The sequence below is a fragment of the Methylocella sp. genome (assembly GCA_037200525.1).
Lineage (GTDB): Bacteria > Pseudomonadota > Alphaproteobacteria > Rhizobiales > Beijerinckiaceae > Methylocapsa.
Genome location: JBBCGG010000001.1, coordinates 733,479 through 753,625, shown reverse-complemented (window position 1 = coordinate 753,625; position 20,147 = coordinate 733,479). Strand labels below are relative to the sequence as shown.

At 60.9% G+C, this 20,147-nt stretch carries 16 protein-coding genes and 1 pseudogene; 6 read left to right on the top strand and 11 right to left on the bottom strand.

The genetic code is table 11. The features are described from left to right. Positions 1-75: 75 nt before the first annotated feature. From serA to WDN46_03515, 3 genes are all read right to left on the bottom strand, one after another. The gene (gene serA, locus WDN46_03525; protein ID MEJ0092515.1) at positions 76-1,662 is read right to left on the bottom strand and encodes a phosphoglycerate dehydrogenase; all 1,587 of its coding nucleotides are present in this window, start codon (positions 1,660-1,662) and stop codon (positions 76-78) included. A 162-nt stretch (positions 1,663-1,824) separates the two neighbouring features. Beyond that, positions 1,825-3,000, bottom strand: coding sequence for a phosphoserine transaminase (locus tag WDN46_03520; GenBank protein ID MEJ0092514.1), 1,176 nt, complete (start codon positions 2,998-3,000; stop codon positions 1,825-1,827). A gap of 238 nt (positions 3,001-3,238) precedes the next feature. After that, on the bottom strand, positions 3,239-3,511 hold the full coding sequence (locus tag WDN46_03515; protein ID MEJ0092513.1) for a hypothetical protein: 273 nt from the start codon (positions 3,509-3,511) through the stop codon (positions 3,239-3,241). Between the two features lie 204 nt (positions 3,512-3,715). Here WDN46_03515 and WDN46_03510 point away from each other — a divergent pair, with 204 nt between their 5' ends. The 3 genes from WDN46_03510 (at position 3,716) to WDN46_03500 (ending at position 6,078) form a co-directional block, all read left to right on the top strand. Then, positions 3,716-4,960, top strand: coding sequence for an argininosuccinate synthase (locus WDN46_03510; protein ID MEJ0092512.1), 1,245 nt, complete (start codon positions 3,716-3,718; stop codon positions 4,958-4,960). 106 nt (positions 4,961-5,066) lie between these two features. Next, positions 5,067-5,489, top strand: a complete 423-nt coding sequence (locus WDN46_03505; GenBank protein ID MEJ0092511.1) for a hypothetical protein — start codon at positions 5,067-5,069, stop codon at positions 5,487-5,489. Between the two features lie 202 nt (positions 5,490-5,691). Next, positions 5,692-6,078, top strand: a complete 387-nt coding sequence (locus WDN46_03500) for a hypothetical protein (GenBank protein ID MEJ0092510.1) — start codon at positions 5,692-5,694, stop codon at positions 6,076-6,078. A gap of 2 nt (positions 6,079-6,080) precedes the next feature. On the opposite strand, the gene serB is transcribed toward WDN46_03500, so the two are convergent. Beyond that, positions 6,081-7,064, bottom strand: a complete 984-nt coding sequence (gene serB, locus WDN46_03495) for a phosphoserine phosphatase SerB (GenBank protein ID MEJ0092509.1) — start codon at positions 7,062-7,064, stop codon at positions 6,081-6,083. A gap of 130 nt (positions 7,065-7,194) precedes the next feature. Then, positions 7,195-7,890 carry a hypothetical protein gene (locus WDN46_03490; protein ID MEJ0092508.1) on the bottom strand — a complete coding sequence of 232 codons (696 nt, stop codon included), beginning with the start codon at positions 7,888-7,890 and terminating at the stop codon, positions 7,195-7,197. A gap of 95 nt (positions 7,891-7,985) precedes the next feature. Here WDN46_03490 and WDN46_03485 point away from each other — a divergent pair, with 95 nt between their 5' ends. Beyond that, positions 7,986-8,135 (top strand): hypothetical protein, encoded by a 150-nt coding sequence (locus WDN46_03485; protein MEJ0092507.1) that lies wholly within the window; start codon positions 7,986-7,988, stop codon positions 8,133-8,135. After that, positions 8,135-8,845, top strand: a complete 711-nt coding sequence (locus tag WDN46_03480; protein MEJ0092506.1) for a Spy/CpxP family protein refolding chaperone — start codon at positions 8,135-8,137, stop codon at positions 8,843-8,845. Before WDN46_03485 ends, WDN46_03480 begins: the two co-directional genes overlap by 1 nt. A gap of 159 nt (positions 8,846-9,004) precedes the next feature. Here WDN46_03480 and WDN46_03475 read toward each other — a convergent pair whose 3' ends face one another. Next, positions 9,005-10,477: an HWE histidine kinase domain-containing protein gene (locus WDN46_03475; protein ID MEJ0092505.1), complete on the bottom strand. Its 1,473-nt coding sequence runs from the start codon at positions 10,475-10,477 to the stop codon at positions 9,005-9,007. 388 nt (positions 10,478-10,865) lie between these two features. Between WDN46_03475 and polA the strand changes: the two genes are divergently transcribed. Continuing rightward, positions 10,866-13,910 (top strand): DNA polymerase I, encoded by a 3,045-nt coding sequence (gene polA, locus WDN46_03470; protein MEJ0092504.1) that lies wholly within the window; start codon positions 10,866-10,868, stop codon positions 13,908-13,910. A gap of 164 nt (positions 13,911-14,074) precedes the next feature. Here polA and fadB read toward each other — a convergent pair whose 3' ends face one another. From fadB to WDN46_03445, 5 genes and pseudogenes are all read right to left on the bottom strand, one after another. Next, positions 14,075-16,225 (bottom strand): fatty acid oxidation complex subunit alpha FadB, encoded by a 2,151-nt coding sequence (fadB, locus tag WDN46_03465; protein ID MEJ0092503.1) that lies wholly within the window; start codon positions 16,223-16,225, stop codon positions 14,075-14,077. 154 nt (positions 16,226-16,379) lie between these two features. Next, positions 16,380-17,162 carry an ATP-binding cassette domain-containing protein gene (locus WDN46_03460; GenBank protein ID MEJ0092502.1) on the bottom strand — a complete coding sequence of 261 codons (783 nt, stop codon included), beginning with the start codon at positions 17,160-17,162 and terminating at the stop codon, positions 16,380-16,382. A gap of 39 nt (positions 17,163-17,201) precedes the next feature. Beyond that, a pseudogene (locus tag WDN46_03455) lies at positions 17,202-17,966 on the bottom strand (ABC transporter ATP-binding protein). Next, entirely contained in the window at positions 17,967-19,067 is a 1,101-nt protein-coding gene (locus WDN46_03450) for an ABC transporter permease subunit (protein ID MEJ0092501.1), read from the bottom strand. Then, positions 19,064-19,996, bottom strand: coding sequence for an ABC transporter permease subunit (locus tag WDN46_03445; protein ID MEJ0092500.1), 933 nt, complete (start codon positions 19,994-19,996; stop codon positions 19,064-19,066). The genes WDN46_03450 and WDN46_03445 overlap by 4 nt, the downstream gene beginning before the upstream one ends. Positions 19,997-20,147: the final 151 nt, after the last annotated feature.

Below are 20,147 nucleotides of genomic sequence, written 5' to 3'. Positions count from 1 at the left end.
CGGATGCGCAAAGAAGCGAACTTATTTCCGTCGCGAGGACGAATGGCGCAGGGGAATGCGGCCCTGCGCATCAGGTCAGAACGTCAGCGCCTTGACCTCTTTAACGCCGGGCAATGATTTGACCTCGGCGAGAACCTTGTCAGGGACCGGCCCGTCAACCTCGACGAGCGCCATGGATGAGCCGCCCTCGCGATCCCTGCCAAGGGCGAAGGTGGCGATATTGACGCCGGCGTTGCCAAGAATGCTGGCGAAACGGCCGATGAAGCCCGGCTTGTCTTCATTGGTGACGTAAATCATCGACGGCCCGACAGCCGCGTCGATTTTGGTTTCGTTGATCGAGATGATTCGCGGCTCGCCGTCGCTGAACACGGTCCCGGCTACGCAGCGGGCGTAGGCTCCGGCCTCGACGCATAGAGTGATGATCGATTCAAAATCGGCCTCGGCGGCTCTCGTCACCTCGTCAATGACGACGCCGCGCTCTTTGGCCACGGCCGGCGCGGAAACGACGTTGACGTCAGCCAGCAGCGGACGCAGCAACGCTGCGATCATCGAGGCCGTCAGCGCCTTGGTTTTCAGTTCGGCGACTTCGCCTTCATAGGTGATCGAGACTTTCCTGATGTTGCTGTCGACCAACTGGCCGGCGAAGGAGCCAAGGCGCTCCGCCAGGGCGATGAAGGGCTTCAGTTTCGGGGCCTCCTCCGCCGTGATGGAGGGGAAGTTGACCGCATTCGAAATCGCGCCCCGCATCAAATAGTCCGACATTTGCTCGGCGACCTGAAGCGCGACATTTTCCTGCGCCTCCTTGCTCGAGGCCCCAAGATGGGGCGTGCAGACCGAGTTTGGATGGCCAAACAGCAGATTTTCGGTCGCCGGCTCCTTTTCATAGACATCGACGGCGGCGCCGGCGACGCGGCCCGCGTCGAGCAGGGCGCGAAGCGCGATCTCATCGACGAGTCCAGCTCGCGCGGTGTTGATGATCAGAACGCCGTCTTTGGTCTTGGCGAGATTTTCGGCCGAGAGAATATTCCTCGTCTGCGGGGTCACGGGCGCATGCAGCGTGATGATGTCCGCGCGAGCGAGGAGCTCCTCGAGCTCAACTTTCTCGACGCCAAGGTCGAAAGCGCGTTCCGGCGACAAGAAGGGATCGAATGCGATGACCCGCATGCGGAGGCCAATAGCGCGATCGGCGACGATCGAACCGACATTGCCGCAGCCGATCACGCCGAGGACCTTGCCGGTGATCTCGACGCCCAGAAAGCTGCTTTCCTCCCATTTTCCGGCCCTAAGGGATGCATCGGCGGCAGGGATATGTCGGGCGAGCGCGAACATCAGGCCAATCGCGTGCTCGGCTGTCGTGATCGAATTGCCGAATGGCGTGTTCATCACGATCACGCCTTTGGCGGTCGCGGCGGCAATATCGACATTATCGACGCCGATGCCGGCGCGGCCGATGACCTTCAGATTGGTTGCGCGCTCGAGGATTTTGGCGGTGACTTTTGTCCGCGAGCGGATGGCCAGTCCATCGAATGCGCCGATTGCGGCGGCGAGCCCGTGCTTGTCCTTGCCGAGATCTGGCTGAAAGTCGACCTCCATGCCCCGCGCTTTGAAAATGGCGATCGCTGCGGGCGAAAGAGGATCTGAAACGAGGACGCGCGGAGGCACGGGCTTCTCCAATGACAGTCGATCTAATGCGCCTATTCGAACGCCGTTTTCAAGCCAATCCGCCATCGAAGGCGCGAGAATGCAGCCCAAAATGCTGCGGGCGTTCTCTCATGCATGAGAGAACGCCCGTAAAACTAGTAAAACTGGATCGAAATCAAAATTTCAGGCGGCTTCATCCATAAAAGCGCCTTTGACCATTGCATAGGCATAGTCAAGCCAACGCGTCAGCGCCGTAAGGTCGCTGGCGTCCACCGTCGCGCCGCACCAGATCCGCAGGCCAGGCGGCGCATCGCGATAAGAGCCGATGTCATAAGCGGCGCCCTGCTCCGCGAGGAAGCTCACCATCTCGTTTGCAAACTCCGCCTCGCCACGTCGTCCGCGCGCGACGACGGCAGGGTCGATGATCTTGAGGCAGATGCTGGTATTTGATCTGATCGCCGGATCGGCCGCCAAGAAATCGATCCAAGGCGTCCGCTCGACCCAATCGCTGAGCGCTTTCGAATTGGCGCTGACGCGCCTCGTCAGCGCGTCGAGGCCGCCGATCGATTTCGCCCAGTTCAAGGCGTCGATATAGTCCTCGACGCAGAGCATCGATGGCGTATTGATCGTCTCGCCTTCAAAAATGCTCTCTATCAACTTGCCCTGGTGGGTCAGCCGAAACAATTTGGGAATTGGCCACGCTGGCGTATAGGTCTCCAGCCTCTCCACCGCGCGCGGACCGAGAATCAGCATCCCGTGGGCAGCCTCGCCGCCGAGCACTTTCTGCCAGGAGAAAGTCACGACATCGAGCTTCGCCCAATCAAGCTTTTGGCCAAAAGCGGCGGAGGTCGCATCGCAAATCGTCAGGCCCTTACGGTCGGCCGGGATAAAATCGCCATTTTGGACGCTGACGCCCGCCGTCGTTCCGTTCCAGGCGAAAACGACGTCATTATCGAAGTTAAGGCTCGAAAGATCGACGATCTCGCCATAATCGGCCACCATGGAGCGCGTGTTTTTCAGTTGCAGCTGCTCTACGACGTCAATGACCCAATGTTCGCTGAAGGCTTCCCACGCGATCACGTCGACCCCGCGCTGGCCAAGCAGCGACCACAAGGCGGCTTCGACGGCGCCGGTGTCCGAACCAGGGATGATCCCGATTCTATAGTCGGCGGGGACCTGCAAAACTTCGCGGGTGAGATCGATTGCGAGCTTCAGCTTGGATTTGCCGATGCCGGAGCGGTGCGAGCGGCCAAAGGGCGCATTCTCGAGGTTTTTGAGGCTCCAGCCCGGATGCTTGACCGTCGGGCCGCAGGAAAAATTTGGCCGCGCCGGTTTCGCGGCGGGAATCGTCGTCATCATGATGGCCATCCTTACAGATGGGCGCCCTTCGTTGGGGAAGGGTGTCCCGCTTATCTGGATAAGCCTCCGTCGGCATGGCGTCAAGGTGGCGGTTTGCTGCGTCCGAACTTAAGACACCGGCGCTTCAAAAAACCCAAGCCAGCCAACCTTGTCAGTCAAGAAATCGATTCTCTGACTCCTCTCCCAAGATTTGAATGCAGGTCTGTCCGCCGCCATCAGGGGGCGCTGCAGTTCGCTTTTAATTTCTGATCGTTTGAGGTTTTCTCGCCGTTCGCGACTTTGGCTTCACAAGGCCGTAAAGGCTGATCGCCGCCCAGAATCCTTCGATGAGCGCCGCCGGAAAATTCCATTCCGAATAGAGCGAAACGAGAATCAGAATCGCCCCAAGCAGATTGGCGAAGAGATAGCGACGGTCGCGCGAGCCGACGATCCCTTGCTGACTGGCGAAAAACGCCGCGATGACGATTGCAGCGCCGACGAAGCCGGCAAGCGAATAAAAATCAGACGGCATCACGAACCCCAGGGCTCATGGCAAGGTCGTCCCCACCGATTTTCGGAAAAGCGCAAGGTCGTCCCTGCGCCTTCAAAGATGGCGGTTTTGCGCCCGGATTCAATCCGGCATCGTGGTCAGGCGGCAAAGCCAACTTGCGCCGACGTGCGTCGCCACTATAGTCGCGCGTCCTTGTCTTCCCTGTAACCGCCCAAAGAGTTCCCAATGCCGCAGCAAAGATCAGACGTCAAAAAAGTCGTTCTCGCCTATTCGGGAGGGCTCGACACGTCGATCATCCTCAAATGGCTGCAGACGACTTACGGTTGCGAAGTCGTCACCTTCACCGCCGATCTTGGCCAGGGCGAGGAAATCTCTCCCGCGCGGGACAAGGCGATCCTGCTTGGCGTCAAGCCGCAGAATATCTTCATCGAAGATTTGCGCGAGGAATTCGTCCGCGAGTATGTCTTCCCGATGTTCCGCGCCAACGCCCAGTATGAGGGGCTCTATCTGCTCGGAACGTCGATAGCGCGTCCGCTGATCGCCAAGAAGCAGATCGAGATCGCGAGGCTTACGGGAGCCGACGCAGTCGCCCACGGCGCCACCGGCAAAGGCAATGACCAGGTGCGATTCGAGCTGTCCTATTACGCGCTCGAACCCGACATCAAGGTTATCGCGCCCTGGCGGGAGTGGGATTTGACCTCGCGCACAGCTTTGCTCGCTTTCGCCGAACAGAACCAAATACCGATCGCCAAGGACAAGCGCGGCGATGCGCCGTTTTCGGTCGACGCCAATCTGCTGCACGCCTCCTCCGAAGGGAAAGTGCTGGAGGATCCAGCGCAGGAAGTGCCTGACTATGTCTATTCGCGGACAATCAATCCGGAGGACGCGCCCGACAAGCCGACCTTCATCGAGATCGATTTCGAACGGGGCGACGCGGTCGCGATCAACGGCGAAGCATTGTCGCCGGCGACAGCGCTGGCGCAACTGAACGAGCTCGGCCGCGCCAACGGCATCGGCCGTCTCGATCTCGTCGAAAATCGCTTTGTCGGCATGAAGTCCCGCGGCATGTATGAAACGCCAGGCGGCACGATCCTTTATGCCGCGCATCGCGGCATCGAATCGATCACCCTCGATCGCGGCGCGGCGCATCTGAAAGACGAGCTGACGCCCAAATACGCCGAGCTCATCTACAACGGATTCTGGTTTTCGCCGGAGCGCGAGATGTTGCAGGCGCTGATCGACAAAAGCCAGGAATTCGTAACGGGCCGCGTGCGCTTGAAACTTTACAAAGGCTCGGCTTTCGTCGTCGGACGCTCAAGTCCCTATTCGCTCTACGATCAGGATCTGGTGACGTTCGAGGAGGGAGCCGTGGCTTATGATCATCGCGATGCGGCGGGCTTCATCAAGCTCAACGCGCTGCGGTTGCGCACGCTCGCCAAGCGCGCGCGAAAGATGGCCGGGCGCAGCTGAACCGAAAAGCAAAGGAAGCGTTAATCAAATAACCGTGGCGCCTGACAGAATCGCCTGAATCGGCCTATAAAGCGTCCCGGTTCAATATCTGCGAGGAGGAGCATATATGCGTCGATTGATGACCACAGCCGCAGCAGTCGCATTCATGGCCGCCGAGGCCTTAGGCGGCGGTGCCATGGCGGCGCCGGCGGCAAACGCCGATTTGGATGCGGTAGCCCATAGCGCTCTTCCCCTCGAGCAAGCGCAATATTTTTGGGGCGGACGCAATTATTGCTGGTACGGCAATGCGTGGCAGGGACCCGGCTGGTATTGGTGCGGCTATGCGTGGCGTCCGGGCTTAGGCTGGGGCGGCGGCTACGGTTGGCGCGGTTGGGGCGGCGGCGCCGGCTGGCGTGGCGGCGGCTGGCGTGGCGGCGGCTGGCATGGCGGTGGTGGCGGCTGGCATGGCGGTGGTGGCGGCTGGCATGGCGGCGGCTTCCACGGTGGCGGCTTCCATGGCGGTGGCGGTTTCCACGGCGGTCGCCGATAGCGCCAGCGAATCAAGTTGCGGCTCGAGGCCTCCAGGCTTCGAGCAATTGGTTCTCACGTTAAATACATCGGCGGCGGGCTCAGTCTCTGGAGCCTCCGCCGCAAAATTAAAAAGACAGCGGCGATCTTTCGCCGCTTTTTTTTTGCAAATGAGTTGGCGTCTCCGACGAAACGTTCGGGCGGAGACCATCAAGGAGAATTTTATGCGTCGATTGATCTCAATAACAGCGGCGGTCGCATTCATGGCGGCTGAAGCTGCGACAGGCGGAGCGATGGCGGCCGCCGCGGCGCCCGTCGCCAGTCTCGAAGGGCTGGCCCACAATGAGCTTCCGCTCGAACAGGCTCAGTTCGCCTTTGGCGGACGTAATTATTGCTGGTACGGCAATGGTTGGCAGGGACCCGGCTGGTATTGGTGCGGCTTCGCCTTCCGGCGCGGTTTGGGCTGGGGCGGACCCCAAGGCTGGCGTGGCTGGAACAATCGTCCCGGCTGGAATAATGGTCGTCGTCCCGGCGGTGCCGGTTGGCATGGCGGCCGCGGCGGCGTGCATGGCGGCGTGCATCGCGGCGGCGGACACGACGGCAGGCGCTAGCATCAGCGCATAAAGCCCGGACTCCGACCTTCGACGGCGTCAATGACGCCGTCGATCAAATTAGCTTCGAGCAGCATGTCGTCCCGCGCTTCGACAAATTCATCGCGGCGATATCCTTGCGCGTACAGCAATGCGGTGAGATCGGCATAGTCGACGCGCGCGCGCATGGCGGCCGCGACCGCCGGCTTGCCGCGAAACGCAACGCCAAGACCCGCCTCGCGCAACATCGCAAGATCATTGGCGCCATCGCCCACAGCCATTGTTTCATCAATCGACAGACCATGCTCCAAACGCAATTGCCGTAAAGTCGCGCGCTTGGCTTCCCGCCCAAGAATCGGCTCGAGGATATCGCCGCTAAAACATCCGTCCGCATCGAGCGCCAGTTGATTGGCGTAGTCCTCGTTAAAACCGATCCGGTCTGCAATAAGTTTCGTGAAGACCGTGAAGCCGCCCGAGACCAGCGCCGTGTGGGCGCCATGGCTGCGCATGGTCTGAACCAGACTGCGGGCCCCTGGAGTCAATGTGATCGTCCTGCTCATCACCCGCAACACAATATCAGGATGCAAGCCTCTGAGGAGGGCGACGCGCTCGCGCAACGCCGGCTCGAAAGCGATCTCGCCACGCATCGCGCGTTCGGTGATTGCGGCGACATGCCGCCTCAAGCCGATTTCCGCTGCGAGTTCGTCGATGCATTCCTGGCCGATCACGGTCGAGTCCATGTCCGAGATCAGCAGCTTCTTACGCCGCCCCCTCGCCTCCTGGATTATGACGTCGACCTCGGCCCGCCCCAATGCGGCGCGAACCTCCTCGGTCAAGGCGGCGGCGTCGGTTCCTTCAGCAGGTATGAAAACAATATCGGCGGCGACGCCTGCATCGAGCCATCGCGTCCCCTGAGGCCGCGGCAATGCAGACGCAGCCTGCCGCAAAAGTCCCTCGGTCAGGATCGGAGCAGCCTGATTGCAAACAAGCGTCGCGACATGCGTCATCAGGGAGGCTCGTGGGAAGCTCGCGTCAAACAGGCGCCATCCTGAATTCTAGCGGTAAAATTGTGCGCCTCTATTTCAACGCAGGATGGAGACTGCGGCAAGCCCGCAGTCACGCCACTTGCCGCAAAGCCTAATTCCCGGAGCGCTTTCTCTTCAAACGCTGGTCGATCAGCATATTGGCGACGCTCATGCGGCGGGCGGCGGCGACTCGCTGCGCGGGCTCAAAGCGGTCCGGGTGATTTTTCTTGGCGAAGTCGCGCCGGATGCGCTTGAGATCGCCGATGGCGAGATCGGCGCGCAACCCAAGCTCCTCGGCAATCTGCTCGTCTTCGGTTCGTGGCGCAAGCAACTTTGGCGCGGCGTCCGGCTCCTCATCCGCTGTCGCGAGCCTCCCCTCGCCGCGCCACCAGCGCCAGGGAATTTGGCTGAACAGCCGCCGCAAGCCATGCACCGGCTGCGGATCGAGCGACTCCGCCGGATCCTGCGCCTCGTTGGCGATGGCTTGCTCTGCAAGACCCAGGACATCCTCTGCGTAATCATCGCCAGATGGCGACGCCTGAGCGCTGATCCCGCTCCGCCAGCCCCATGCCATAGATCCAAGATTGCGCCGCAGTGGTTCCGCGGGGTCTGACGCTCGTTCAGGCGCGATCGATCGTTCGCTCGATTCGCGAGTGCTTTTTCTTAACGACGCCGCGGTCTGCAAAGACTCTACCCATGAAGCGTCTATCCTCGCAGGACTTGGCGAAGAGAGGTCCGGGACAGTTGTCTCGAGGCCAGCCAGAATGTCGCCAAAGGCTTCGGCGTTGATCTTCTTCATCTGGACCATGGCGCTGATCCACTCCTGTCGGACAATAAAAAAAGGTTGAAGAGGTTTGCCTGAGAGCAGTTGAACTCGAGTTAAAGCGATGTCGCCATCTTGAAATGATCGCCGGACTCGCGGCAGGCATTGATTTGAAGAACCAAGCGGCCTCGACGGTCAAGAATTCGTCGGAATTTGCGCGCCATACCGTTGGCCGGCGGTCAAAAGCGAAAAATAAATCATTTGCAAGACCGGAAAGGGCTAAAGCTTGATGGAAACGCCCGTCCGCAATCGCTATTATGGCGTCCGCTGTCATTGGAGAACCACCATGAATTCGCGCTTGCACCTTTTGATGATCGCGCTGCTCGGCTCCGGCCTCTCCTTGGCCGCGTTCAATGCAGACGCGCAACAACCGCCGCCAGGCGCCCCCCCATCCCCGCCCGCTGGCATGGAAAAACACGGCGGCCCGATGGGCGGCTCCATGCAGATGGGCGGTCCCACGGGCGGCGCTGTGCATGAGCATTTCTCGCCCGCCGACCGCGCGGCCTTCTTCGACGCGCATCTCGCCGGACTGCATGCTGGATTGCAGTTGACTCCCGATCAGGAAAAGCTCTGGCCGGCCGTCGAAACGGCGTTGCGCAATGGCGCAAAGAGCGCCCAGGCGCGACATGAGAAAATGCGCACGGAGCCTCGCCCCGCCGATGCGGTCGCTTGGCTGCGTCGGTTGAGCGAGAACGATTTGGCGAAGGGCGAGACGCTCAAAGCCCTCGCCGACGCCGCCGCTCCTTTCTACGCGTCATTGGCAGAAGAGCAGAAACATCGGCTGCCTTTCCTCTTGCACGGCATCAAGCCGCACGGTCTCGCCGCTCATTCTTTTGCCGGCGCGAACGATGACGACGAAGATGAAGACGCCGACGAGCATGGCAATGGCCCGCACGAAGAAGGCGAAGGGCATCCGGACGGTCATCACTACCACGAGTAGCGAGCCTAACCCCACTGGGCCGGTCGCCTTCTAGCCGGTCCAGTTGCACAAAAGTTGACGGGCGCTGGCGACCTCGCGCGTCAACGACTCTTGCTTTCTTATGCCGAACCCTCAAACCCGTCGCGACTTCAACGATCAGCGGCTCTCCGCAAGCTGCGTCTACCGGTCTGAACGCAGAGGGACGACCATCCGCAACCGGAATCCTTCCGGTTCGAACGCGACTTTCACCTCGGCTCCGATCTGCTGCGACAGCACCCGCTTGAGCAGCACCGAACCGAACCCCTCGCGCGAGGGCGGCTTGACGGTCGGACCGTCCGTCTCATTCCATTCGCACAGCAGCGCTGAGCCATTTGGAGTGTCGGTCAGACTCCATGTGATGTCGATTCGCCCTTCCTCTCCGGCCAATGCGCCGTATTTGGCGGCGTTGGTGGTGAGTTCGTGAACGGCCATGCCAAGCGGAACCGCGATCTGCGACGGCAGATCGACGGCCGGCCCGGCAAGGTGAATGCGAAGGCCGCCATTGTCGCAATAATGGCTGAGCTCCTGATTCAGCAAATGCGCGAATGAAACTGACTGATCCAGCTCCTCCGTCATGACCGCATGAGTCTTCGCCATTGAAGCGATGCGCCCGGCGAAGGCTTCCTGGAATTCCTCGATGGTCGCGGAGCTCTTTGCGGTCGTGTTCATCACCCCTTGCACGGTCGCCAGCGTGTTTCTGACGCGATGGTGCAACTCGCGAATGAGAAGCGCCTGCCGTTGCTCGGCCCGCACATGATCCGTGACGTCGCTCCCCTCGATGAAGACCCCGCTGACCTCGCCCTTGGCCCCGAGGATCGGCTGACAAACGATATCGAGAAAATGCTCTTCGATCTTGCCTTCGCTGCTTTGCAAAAGCACCCGCATCTTGCGGCTGACGAAGGCTTCGCCGCTGCTGAAGACGTCGTCCAGAATTCGAATGTAATTCTGGCTTTCAAGCTCGGGAACAGCCTCGCACGCGGCCTTGCCTAGGAGATCGCGATCGCCGACCAGCTCGCGAAAAGCGAGGTTCGCGATGTCGAACACATGATCCGGCCCATGCAAAACGCACATGAAATTGGCCGCCTGCATGAACAAACGTTGCAGATGATGCGCAGTAGCCAAAAGCGTCTGGTTTAAGACCTGAATCATTTCGATTCGGGGATAAACCGCGTCTTTGAGCGACTGCGTCTCGACTTTTGGCAAATCAAGCAATTGACGCGTCTGCGACAGATTTGAGATGTCTTGCGCATTCTGGAGCACAAAGGCGACCTTTCCGTCCTCGCCGAGAATCGGCGCGTGGGTATAGCTCCAGGATCGCTGCTCGAACCCGTCCTTACCGGGAATGGCGTATGGCAGCACGGGAATCACGTCAACGACGGCTTTGTCGCGGACGCGCTCGAACGACTCCTGCAACATCCTGCGACTTTCGCCTTCAGCGGGAAATGCGGTGAAGACCTCGACGCCAATAAGGCTTTCCCGATCCCGCGACATCACCCTCAAATAGGCTTCGTTCATGGCGACGATCACGAAATTCACGTCCATCACCATAGAGGGAGTGGGAAGGTTCTTGAAAATTGCCTCGAAATCCATGTCCTTGAGCAACTTCACCAACATTTTTCAGGAAATGGTCTGCGGCTGCGGTCGAACCTGCGAACCGGAGCGAAGCAATGTCGATAACGAATTATATAACAGTTTTTTGAAACAACTCGTCCTCGCGGAGGAAGGAATGGGCTGAGAAAGAAGCATAAAGAGCGCTGACATACATTTCACAAAGGTAACGATATATTACAAAATTGCTGAGGCGCCCATGCAAACTACGCCAGCCGCATCGCCCGCCGTGAACCATAACGATCGAACCATTTTTTAGTTGCATAGACTTTTTGCGGCCTCTTTTTTATCCGCCTCCTCGCCTTCTAGAGCCCGCCGCGCCCGATGCAGTAGCATCCGCGGTCCGGCGCGCCTATGCTGGCGGCCTCTTTCAATCGGGAAAATTGCCGCGCTCATGTCGTTTCCTCAAAAACCCGTCCAGGCGGGAGACCATGTTTTCCTGGTCGACGGATCCTCCTTCGTATTTCGCGCCTATTTTCAGTCGATCCGGCAGGACGCAAAATATAATTATCGCTCCGACGGCTTGCCGACCGGAGCCGTTCGGCTGTTCTGCACAAAACTGTTTCAATTCGTGCGCGAGGGCGCGGCCGGGATCAAGCCGACCCATCTCGCGATTATTTTCGATAAATCCGAGAACTCTTTCCGCAAAGAGATCTATCCGCCCTACAAAGGCAATCGGTCCGAGCCGCCCGAAGATCTAATCCCGCAATTCCCCTTGATGCGAGCCGCCGTGCGCGCCTTTGGTCTTTTGCCCGTCGAGCAGGACCGCTTTGAGGCCGACGATCTCATCGCCACCTATGCCCGCGCCGCGCGCGAACGCGGCGCCGACGTTTTGATCATCTCCGCCGACAAGGATCTGATGCAGCTCATCGAGCCGGGAGTCTCGATGTATGATCCGGCCTCCGGGGAAGCCGGCGCGAAGGGCTCGCGCGAAGAGCGCCGCATTGGCGTCGAGGAGGTGTTGACCTATTTCGGCGTCTCTCCCGACAAAGTGATCGACGTGCAGGCGCTGGCCGGAGACTCGACGGATAATGTCCCCGGCGCGCGAGGCATAGGTCTCAAGACCGCAGCGCAGCTCATCAGCGAATATGGCGACCTCGACACGCTGCTCGCCCGTGCGGGCGAAATCAAACAGCCAAAGCGCCGCGAAATTCTCACCGATCCAGAGAGCGTCGCGCTAATCAGAACCTCAAAGCAGCTCGTCTCCCTCGTCTGCGACGTTCCGCTCGAGACGCCGCTCGACGATTTCATGCTTGCGGCTCCCGAAGGCAAAACATTGGTCGCCTTCTTCAAGGCGCTGGAATTCACCACCATCACGAAGCGGGCGGCGGAGGCCTACGCGATCGAGGCGGCCTTGATTGAGCCTGATCCCGCTTTCGCAGGGCAAGCCGGCTGGCGCGGCCGCAACGGCGTTGCGCTATCGGCCTCAAGCGAAGCCACCGAGGCGCCCCCATCGAACGAAAGCGCAGTCGTGCAAGGTCCAAAGCGCAACGCCCGTTATGGCGAGCAAGCGCCGCAAAAAATCATCGCCACAGGGCCTGGCAATCTCGCCGCCGCGCGGGCCGCGGCGGCGCGCGCGGACAAATTCGACATCAAAAGCTATGAGACCATCACAAGCTTCGAACGGCTCGAGGCTTATATCGCGGAGGCGATCGAAGCCGGCGCCGTCTCGATCGACACCGAGACCTCCTCGCTCGACGCCATGCAAGCCGATCTCATCGGCATATCCATGTGCGCGACGCCGGGCCGCGCTTGCTACATTCCGTTGCGCCACAAGGGCGAAGGAGCAGGCGATCTTTTCGGCGGCGGCGAAGTCTTGCCGGGCCAATTGCCGATTGCCGAGGTTCTGGCGCGGTCGAAGCCGCTGCTCGAGGCTCCCAATGTCTTGAAGATCGCGCAGAACATGAAATTCGACCGGCTGATTTTTTCGCAACGCGGCATCGACGTTTCGCCGGCGGAAGACACGCTGCTGATCTCCTACGTTCTCGACGCCGGCCGCACCGATCACGGAATGGACGTCCTCTCCGAGAAATACCTCGGGCACAAGCCGATCCAATTCGGCGAGGTCGCGGGCTCCGGGCGCACCTTCGTCGGATTCGCCCGCGTCCCCATCGACAAAGCGACCGAATATTCGGCGGAAGACGCCGACGTCGCTCTGCGGCTCTGGCGCGTGTTGAAGCCGCGCCTGCCGGCCGAACATATGACCTCCGTCTACGAGACGCTGGAGCGCCCGATGATCGAGGTTTTGACGCGCATGGAGCGGCGCGGCATTTCCATCGATCGCGCCATTCTCTCGCGACTCTCAGGCGAATTCGCGCAGGATATGGCGCGGTTGGAAGCGGCGATTTTCGAGCTGGCCGGCCAAAGCTTCAACCTTGGCTCGCCGAAACAACTGGGCGACATTTTATACGGCAAAATGGGTCTCTCCGGCGCCAAAAAAACCGCGACGGGAGCCTGGTCGACAGCGGCCGGAGTGCTCGAAGATCTCGCGGAACAAGGCAATGAGCTCGCCGCGCGCATCCTTGATTGGCGCCAGCTCTCCAAACTGAAATCGACCTATACCGACGCCTTGCCCAGTTTCGTCAATCCCTCGACGGGGCGCGTGCACACCTCATACGCCTTGGCGGCGACGACCACCGGGCGGCTCTCCTCTTCTGATCCGAATTTGCAGAATATTCCGGTGCGCAACGAGGCGGGACGCAAGATCCGCAAGGCTTTCATCGCCGCGCCGGGCCACAAGCTCGTTTCGGCGGATTATTCGCAGATCGAGTTGCGGCTGCTCGCCCATATCGCCGATATCCCGCAGTTGAAGGCGGCTTTCGCCGAGGGTCTCGACATTCATGCGATGACCGCATCGGAAATGTTTGGCGTCGCGATCGAGGGCATGCCCTCCGATGTGCGCCGCCGCGCCAAGGCGATCAATTTCGGCATCATCTACGGCATCTCGGCCTTTGGCCTCGCCAATCAGCTGGCTATTCCGCGCGAGGAGGCCGGCGCTTACATCAAACGATATTTCGAGCGCTTTCCCAACATTCGCGCCTATATGGACGCAACAAAGAAGACCGCGCGAGAAAACGGCTATGTCACGACGATTTTCGGCCGCAAATGCCACTATCCGCGCATTACCGCCTCAAATCCTTCGGAGCGCGCTTTCAACGAGCGCGCCGCGATCAACGCCCCAATCCAGGGCTCGGCCGCCGACATCATCCGCCGCGCGATGGTGCGGATGGATGCGGCGCTGGAGCGGGCGAAGCTTTCGGCGCAAATGCTGTTGCAGGTTCACGACGAGCTTGTGTTCGAGGTTCCCGATGCTGAAGTCGAGGCGACTATCGCAGTGGTGCGCAGGGTAATGGTCGAGGCGCCGCATCCTGTGTTGCAGCTCTCCGTCCCCTTGCAGGTCGACGCCAAGGCCGCGCAGAACTGGGACGAGGCGCATTAGGTCAGTCCGATCAGACGCTCGGATGGAGCCCCCAAGCGGACGTTAGGACTTTCCGTCAGCGGCGTCGGCGACGACCGTGCACACGGTTTCTGCGCGGACGGTCGAGATAGACAATGCCGCACTTAATGCGACGCGAGGTGTGACGCGAATCGAGATTGCCAACCTCACCCCGGATAGAAAGCCTCGCCCTTTGCGGCCATCGCCAGGAATTTTTCGCTCGGATGATAGATCGCGCCAAGCCTCTCCCATTTGGCGGCGCGCTCGACAACGTTCTTGAGCCCAAGATAATCGGCGTATTTCAACGCGCCGCCGAGATAGCGCGGCAGCCCAAGCCCGTGGATGAGGCACATGTCCGCCTCGCCCGGCGATGCGACGACGCCTTCTTCAAGGCAACGCGCAGCCTCCAAAATCAGCGGCAGCATCATGCGCTCGATGATCTCGGCCTCGCTGATCGAAGCTTTTGCGCCCGGCCGCCCAGATGCGAGAAGCGCATCGACCGCGGGATCAATCTCCTTGCGCGGCCGGCCCTTCAGATCATTGACGTAGCGATAGAAGCCGCGGCCATTCTTTTGACCGAGGCGCTTGTCGGCCAACAAAATGTTGATCGCCGAATTGGGCGGAGCCTCCATGCGCCCGGAGAAACCGGTGGAGACGATTTCGATGACGTGATGCGTGATATCGAGGCCAATGACGTCGGTTAGATAGGCTGGCCCCATCGGCCAATCGAAGCCTTCCATGGCCCTATCGATGCTCTCGAAATCGACTCCGTCATGAACGAGGCGCAAAAAGGCGATGAGATAGGGCGTCAGCGCGCGATTGACGACGAAGCCGGGACAATCGCCAACGACGATCGGCGTCTTGCCCATCGCAGCCGCGTAACCGACAATGGTCGCGACTGCCTCTTGCGACGTTTTGGGGCCGCGCACCACCTCGACCAACGACATTTTGGGAACGGGGTTGAAAAAATGCATGCCAATGAAATTTTCCGGGCGCCGTAGACCCTGCGCCAGATCGCCGATCCGCAAGGACGACGTATTCGAGGCGAGGATGGTTTTCTCACCGACGGCCCCTTCGATCTCACGCAGCACCGCAGTCTTCACCGCGAGATTCTCAACGATCGCCTCGACGACGACATCGACAGCGTCGAACCCTTCAAAACCGAGGCTCGGCGTGATCGCGTCGATGATGGCATTAGCCTTATTCTGCTTCAGCCGGCCCTGCTCAACCTGTTTGTCGAGAAGCTTTTTCGCCTCCGACATTCCGAGTTCGAGCGCCTTGTCCGAAATATCCTTGAGGATGATCGGAACGCCGCGCGAGGCGCTCTGATAAGCGATGCCGCCGCCCATGACGCCCGCCCCGATGACGGCGGCTTTGCGCACCGGCGCCGCCGTCTTCCCATATTGTCTGGCGATCTTTTTCACCGCCTGCTCATTGATGAAGATCGTGACCAGCGAGGCGGCGGCCTGCGTCTTCGCCGTCTTGGCGAAGGCCGCCGTTTCCAAGGCCAGCGCCTCGTCGCGCTCGAGGCCGGCGGTGGCTACCAGCAATGCGATGGCGTCATGCGCCGCAGGGAAATTCGGCAAGCTTTTGGCCGCCGTCACTTCGTCCCCGGTGAGAAGATCCTGAACCTCCTCCTGCGTGAGGCCGAGTCCTTCCTTCGATTCGCGGCGACGCTCTCGCCACTCATCGGGATTTGCAATCGCCTGTTGAAGCGCGCCGATCGCAGCCTTGCGCAGCTCCTGCGGCGCAACGACGGCATCGACGGCGCCAAGGGCCAGCGCCGTCTCGGCTCCCTGCTGCGCGCCCGAAATAATCCATAGCGCGCTTTCCGCAAGGCCAATCAGGCGCGGCAGGCGAACGCTGCCGCCATATCCCGGGAAAATGCCAAGGTGGATCTCTGGAAAGCCGATCTTCGCTGTATTTGACATGACCCGGTAGTCGGCGGCGAGGGCGACCTCGAGTCCGCCGCCGAGAGCCAAGCCATTGATCGCGGCGACCGTTGGAATCGGCAAATCATTCAGCGCCGTTATTATCGAGCTATTGCTCCCGACAAACGCGGCGACCTCCGCGGGCTCGAGGCGGAAGATATGGCTGAACTCGAAAATATCGGCGCCGACGATGAAGGCGTCCTTGGCGCTTGTGATCAGAGCGCCCTTAATTCCAGGCGCTGCGGCGATGACGTCAATGGCGCGGCGCAACTCACTGAAGGTTAAACGGTCGAGCTTGTTGACCGCTTCCGCCCCGCGCTCGAAGCGCAGCTCGACGATCCCCTCGCCGAGCTCTTCAACCTTGATGGTCTGACCGTCAAAAAGCATGTCCCACCCTGTCGTTGGATGTTGAGGGAAAAGCTGCGCTCGTCGCAAGATAAGCCGTGCTTACGCCTTGGAGACCGCCTGTCGCACAAGGCGATTGCATAGCACATCGGCGCGGCCTCGCCCATGCCGCATCGACGTAATTTGCGCCCCCTCCTCACGCATCCCCGGTGCGAAACGCCGCCGCGATGAGCGCCTGCGTATAGGCCTCGCGCGGATTTTCCATGATCTCATCCGCCGATCCGCGCTCAATGATGCGGCCGTCTTTCATGACCGCGATTTCATCGGCCATAGCGCCGACCACGGCGAGGCCGTGGCTGATCAGGACATAAGTCAGCCCATGCGCCGCCTGCAAAGTCTCGAGCAGCGCCGGTATTTCGTGCTGCACGGAGCGGTCGAGCGCCGAAGTCGGCTCATCGAGCACGACAAGGCGCGGCTTAAGGATCATCGCCCGCGCGATGGCTATGCGCTGCCTTTGGCCCCCGGAAAGCGCCTGCGGAAGGCGATTGCGCAGCTTTGGATCGAGCCGAACTTCCGCCAAGGCCGCGGCGACGCGCTCCTCGCGCTCCTCCCGCGACATCGCCGGTTCATGCACGAGCAATCCCTCGCCGATAATGTCCCCGATGCGCATGCGCGGCGACAGGGAGGAATACGGATCTTGGAACACCGGTTGCAGCGAGCGCCGCAGGGCGCGCATCGCCGCGGCGTCGAGCTTTGCGAGATCGCGATCCTCAAAACGAATCGCTCCGCTCGCGGGAGCAAGTTTTAGGAGGGCCCGGCCGAGGGTCGATTTGCCTGAACCGGATTCACCGACGACGCCGAAGGTGCGGCCTTGGCGCAGAGTCAGGCTGACGTCATCGACCGCCTTGATTTCGCGCTTTGCCGCAAACCAGCCGCTGCGCAACGGAAAGCGGACATTGATGTTTCTCGCGGTGAGTATCTCAGGAGCCGGCCCCTCGGGTCGCGGAAGTCGCGGCGCGCTGGCGAGCAGTCGTTGCGTCGCGCCATGTCGCGGCCGCGATAAAATCTCCGCGGCCGGTCTGCTCTCAACGATCTCGCCCGCCGCCATGACATGGATGGCGTCGGCGAAACGGCGCACAAGGCCAAGATCATGGCTGATGAAAATCATCGCCATCCCTAGCCTTTGCTTAAGCTCGGCGAGCAGATCGAGAATGCGCGCGGCGACCGTTACATCGAGCGCCGTCGTCGGCTCATCGGCGATCAGTACGTCGGGGCTGCAGGAGATCGCCATGGCGATGGCGACGCGCTGGCGCTGACCGCCGGACAATTCGTGCGGATAGGCGTGAATTCTCCGCCACGGCTCGGAGATGCCAACCAGCTCAAGGAGTTCCTAGGCCCTGGCCGTCGCCGCAGCACGCGAAAAACCTGCCTGAAGACGAAGAATCGCGCTGATCTGCGCGCCGACCGTGAACAAGGGGTCGAGCGCCGACATCGGCTCCTGAAACACCATGGCGATGCGGCGCCCTCTGATAATGTTGAGCCGCCGCTCGGAAAGAGTGAGAAGGTTCATCCCCTCAAAAGCGACCGCCCCCGTCGCCGTCGCCCCGCTCCCCAGCAATTTTAACGCGGCGAGCGCGGTCTGGCTCTTTCCGGAACCCGACTCGCCGACGATGGCTGCGACCTCGCCTCGCGCCAAAGCGAAACTCACATTTTTGACGACAGCCGTCGGCCCATAAGAGACGCAGAGATCGCGAAAATCGAGGATCGCATGCTTGTGCTCCATTCAGCCGCTTCCTTTGTCCGAGGAGCCGGCAAACTTTTGGCCAAGCGCCTGACCGAGGCTTTGCAGCGCGCCAAGCGTCAGCCCGAGAAAGGCAGCCGGAAGAATCAGCAGATGAATCGAGCCCTGGATGTTGCGAGCGCCGTCGGCGATCAGGACTCCCCAGCTCGCCAAAGGCTCTTGCACGCCAAGACCTAGGAAAGAGACGAAGCTCTCGAGCAGAATGACGCGGGGAACCAGCAACGTGAGATAGGCGATGATCGGACCGGCCGCGTTCGGAATGATGTGGCGCCAGATGATCGCCGGAGCGCTGGCCCCGAGGGCTTCGGCGGCGCCTACAAAATCCCGGCGCTTAAGCGACAAGGTCTGTCCCCGCACGATCCTCGCCATATCGAGCCATTCGACCGCGCCGATCGCCAGGAAGATCAGCGCAAAGTGGCGGCCGAAAACCATCACCAGGACAATCACAAAAAAGATGAAGGGAAGCGCGTAAATAATCTCGACGAGGCGCATCATCATGGCGTCGACGCGCCCGCCTGCATAGCCCGCGACCGCGCCATAAGCGACGCCAATAATGAGGGCGACGAAGGAGGCGAGCAGGCCGACCGCAAGCGACACGCGGCCGGCGATGAGGGTGCGGGTCAAAAGATCGCGCCCATTGGCGTCGGCGCCGAACAGGAAAACATTGCGCTTCAATGGAAGCTCAATGCGCAGGCGACGACCCTCCTCCTGCGTTTCGACGATGCGGGGCATCCCGAAAACATCCGAGCGCTCAAAGGCCCGCAACGCCCGCGCGTCGATCTGTTTCTCGCTCACGAGCGTGACGTTGAGCGCTTCGCCGCGCCGCTCCGAGATCTCGACCTGCGCCGACATGCGCCGGACAGCATCCTGAAGCGCCGCATCGAGTTCGTCCGCTTTAGGGTGCGCCGCGGATGATGGCGGGACAAGAACATAGTCGCGATAGACGCGATCATAGGGATGGGGCGAAACAAGCGGCCCAATGATGCAGGCGAGCGCGATCAACGCGAGAATGGCGAGGCTGACGCGCAGAGATTTCGGCCGCGCCCAGGCGGCGCCTAAGATTTCCGGCGCAGCGCCGCTCATTGAACGCGCCCATGATCCGCCAATCGCGGATCGAGCCAGGCGTGGGTCAAATCGACGATGAGGTTGAAGAGGATCACCAGCGCCGCCACCACGACGACCGTCCCCATCACCAGCGGATAATCGCGGCCAAGAGCGCCATCGACGAAATAGCGGCCCATGCCGGGAATGCCGAAAATGGTTTCGACAATCACCGAGCCGGTCAGGATATTGGCGGCGGCAAGGCCAAGATATGAAAGGACAGGCAGGATCGCGGCGCGCAGCGCATGCGCGTAAATATGGCGCGCCGGCAGGCCAAAGGCGCGCAAGGTGCGAATATGCGGCTCCGCCAGAACATCGCGCAGCACCGCCTGCATCAGCCGCGCGACCACGGCGATTTGCGGCAGGGCGAGAGTTGCGACCGGCAGGATTTGATTGGGCCACGCGCCGTCGTTCCAGCCGCCGACCGGCAGGGCATGCAAGCTCAAGCCAAAGCCAAGCTGCAAGAGAGGCGCGACCACCAAAGGCGGCAACACGACGCCGAGCAGCGCGGCGCCATCGACAGCCCATGCGCCGGGCCCGCGCCGCGAGGCGGCGCCAGCGATGCCCAAAACTCCCCCGACGATGAGAGCGAGCAGCATGGCCTCGCCGCCGAGCCGCATCGAAATCGGCAGGGCATGGGCGAAGAGTTCGTTGACGGAGAAATCGCGCCAATGAAAGCTCGGGCCAAGATCGCCGCGCATGAGGCTTTGCAGATAGACCCAGAATTGCTGAATGAGGGGCAGGTCGAGCCGATAGATTCGCCGGAGGTTTCGCGCAATGTCGGGGTCGAGCGCCCGCTCGGAATCAAATGGGCCGCCTGGCGCGAGCCGCATCAAGAGGAACGCCAGAGCGATGATGATCAGTAAGGTCGGGACGGCGGCGCAAACGCGCAGAAATGCGTGTCGCAGCATGACGCAGTCCTTCTAAACACGGCTCCCCTTCAGCTTAGCAGATGCGCTATGGCCGCGTTAGTCAAGGACGCATAACGATCCCTAACGCTTTAGCCGTAAATAACTGCCAACCCATTGATTCAAATTTACTTTTCGTCGCAAACGAGCTAAA

What these genes read in the sequence shown, in the direction of transcription:
- WDN46_03520 (MEJ0092514.1), bottom strand. Translation starts at nt 3,000, where the DNA reads ATGATGACGACGATTCCCGCCGCGAAACCGGCGCGGCCAAATTTTTCC.
- WDN46_03515 (MEJ0092513.1), bottom strand. Translation starts at nt 3,511, where the DNA reads ATGCCGTCTGATTTTTATTCGCTTGCCGGCTTCGTCGGCGCTGCAATC.
- WDN46_03510 (MEJ0092512.1), top strand. Translation starts at nt 3,716, where the DNA reads ATGCCGCAGCAAAGATCAGACGTCAAAAAAGTCGTTCTCGCCTATTCG.
- WDN46_03505 (MEJ0092511.1), top strand. Translation starts at nt 5,067, where the DNA reads ATGCGTCGATTGATGACCACAGCCGCAGCAGTCGCATTCATGGCCGCC.
- WDN46_03500 (MEJ0092510.1), top strand. Translation starts at nt 5,692, where the DNA reads ATGCGTCGATTGATCTCAATAACAGCGGCGGTCGCATTCATGGCGGCT.
- serB (MEJ0092509.1), bottom strand. Translation starts at nt 7,064, where the DNA reads ATGACGCATGTCGCGACGCTTGTTTGCAATCAGGCTGCTCCGATCCTG.
- WDN46_03490 (MEJ0092508.1), bottom strand. Translation starts at nt 7,890, where the DNA reads ATGGTCCAGATGAAGAAGATCAACGCCGAAGCCTTTGGCGACATTCTG.
- WDN46_03485 (MEJ0092507.1), top strand. Translation starts at nt 7,986, where the DNA reads ATGATCGCCGGACTCGCGGCAGGCATTGATTTGAAGAACCAAGCGGCC.
- WDN46_03480 (MEJ0092506.1), top strand. Translation starts at nt 8,135, where the DNA reads ATGGAAACGCCCGTCCGCAATCGCTATTATGGCGTCCGCTGTCATTGG.
- WDN46_03475 (MEJ0092505.1), bottom strand. Translation starts at nt 10,477, where the DNA reads ATGTTGGTGAAGTTGCTCAAGGACATGGATTTCGAGGCAATTTTCAAG.
- polA (MEJ0092504.1), top strand. Translation starts at nt 10,866, where the DNA reads ATGTCGTTTCCTCAAAAACCCGTCCAGGCGGGAGACCATGTTTTCCTG.
- fadB (MEJ0092503.1), bottom strand. Translation starts at nt 16,225, where the DNA reads ATGCTTTTTGACGGTCAGACCATCAAGGTTGAAGAGCTCGGCGAGGGG.
- WDN46_03450 (MEJ0092501.1), bottom strand. Translation starts at nt 19,067, where the DNA reads ATGAGCGGCGCTGCGCCGGAAATCTTAGGCGCCGCCTGGGCGCGGCCG.
- WDN46_03445 (MEJ0092500.1), bottom strand. Translation starts at nt 19,996, where the DNA reads ATGCTGCGACACGCATTTCTGCGCGTTTGCGCCGCCGTCCCGACCTTA.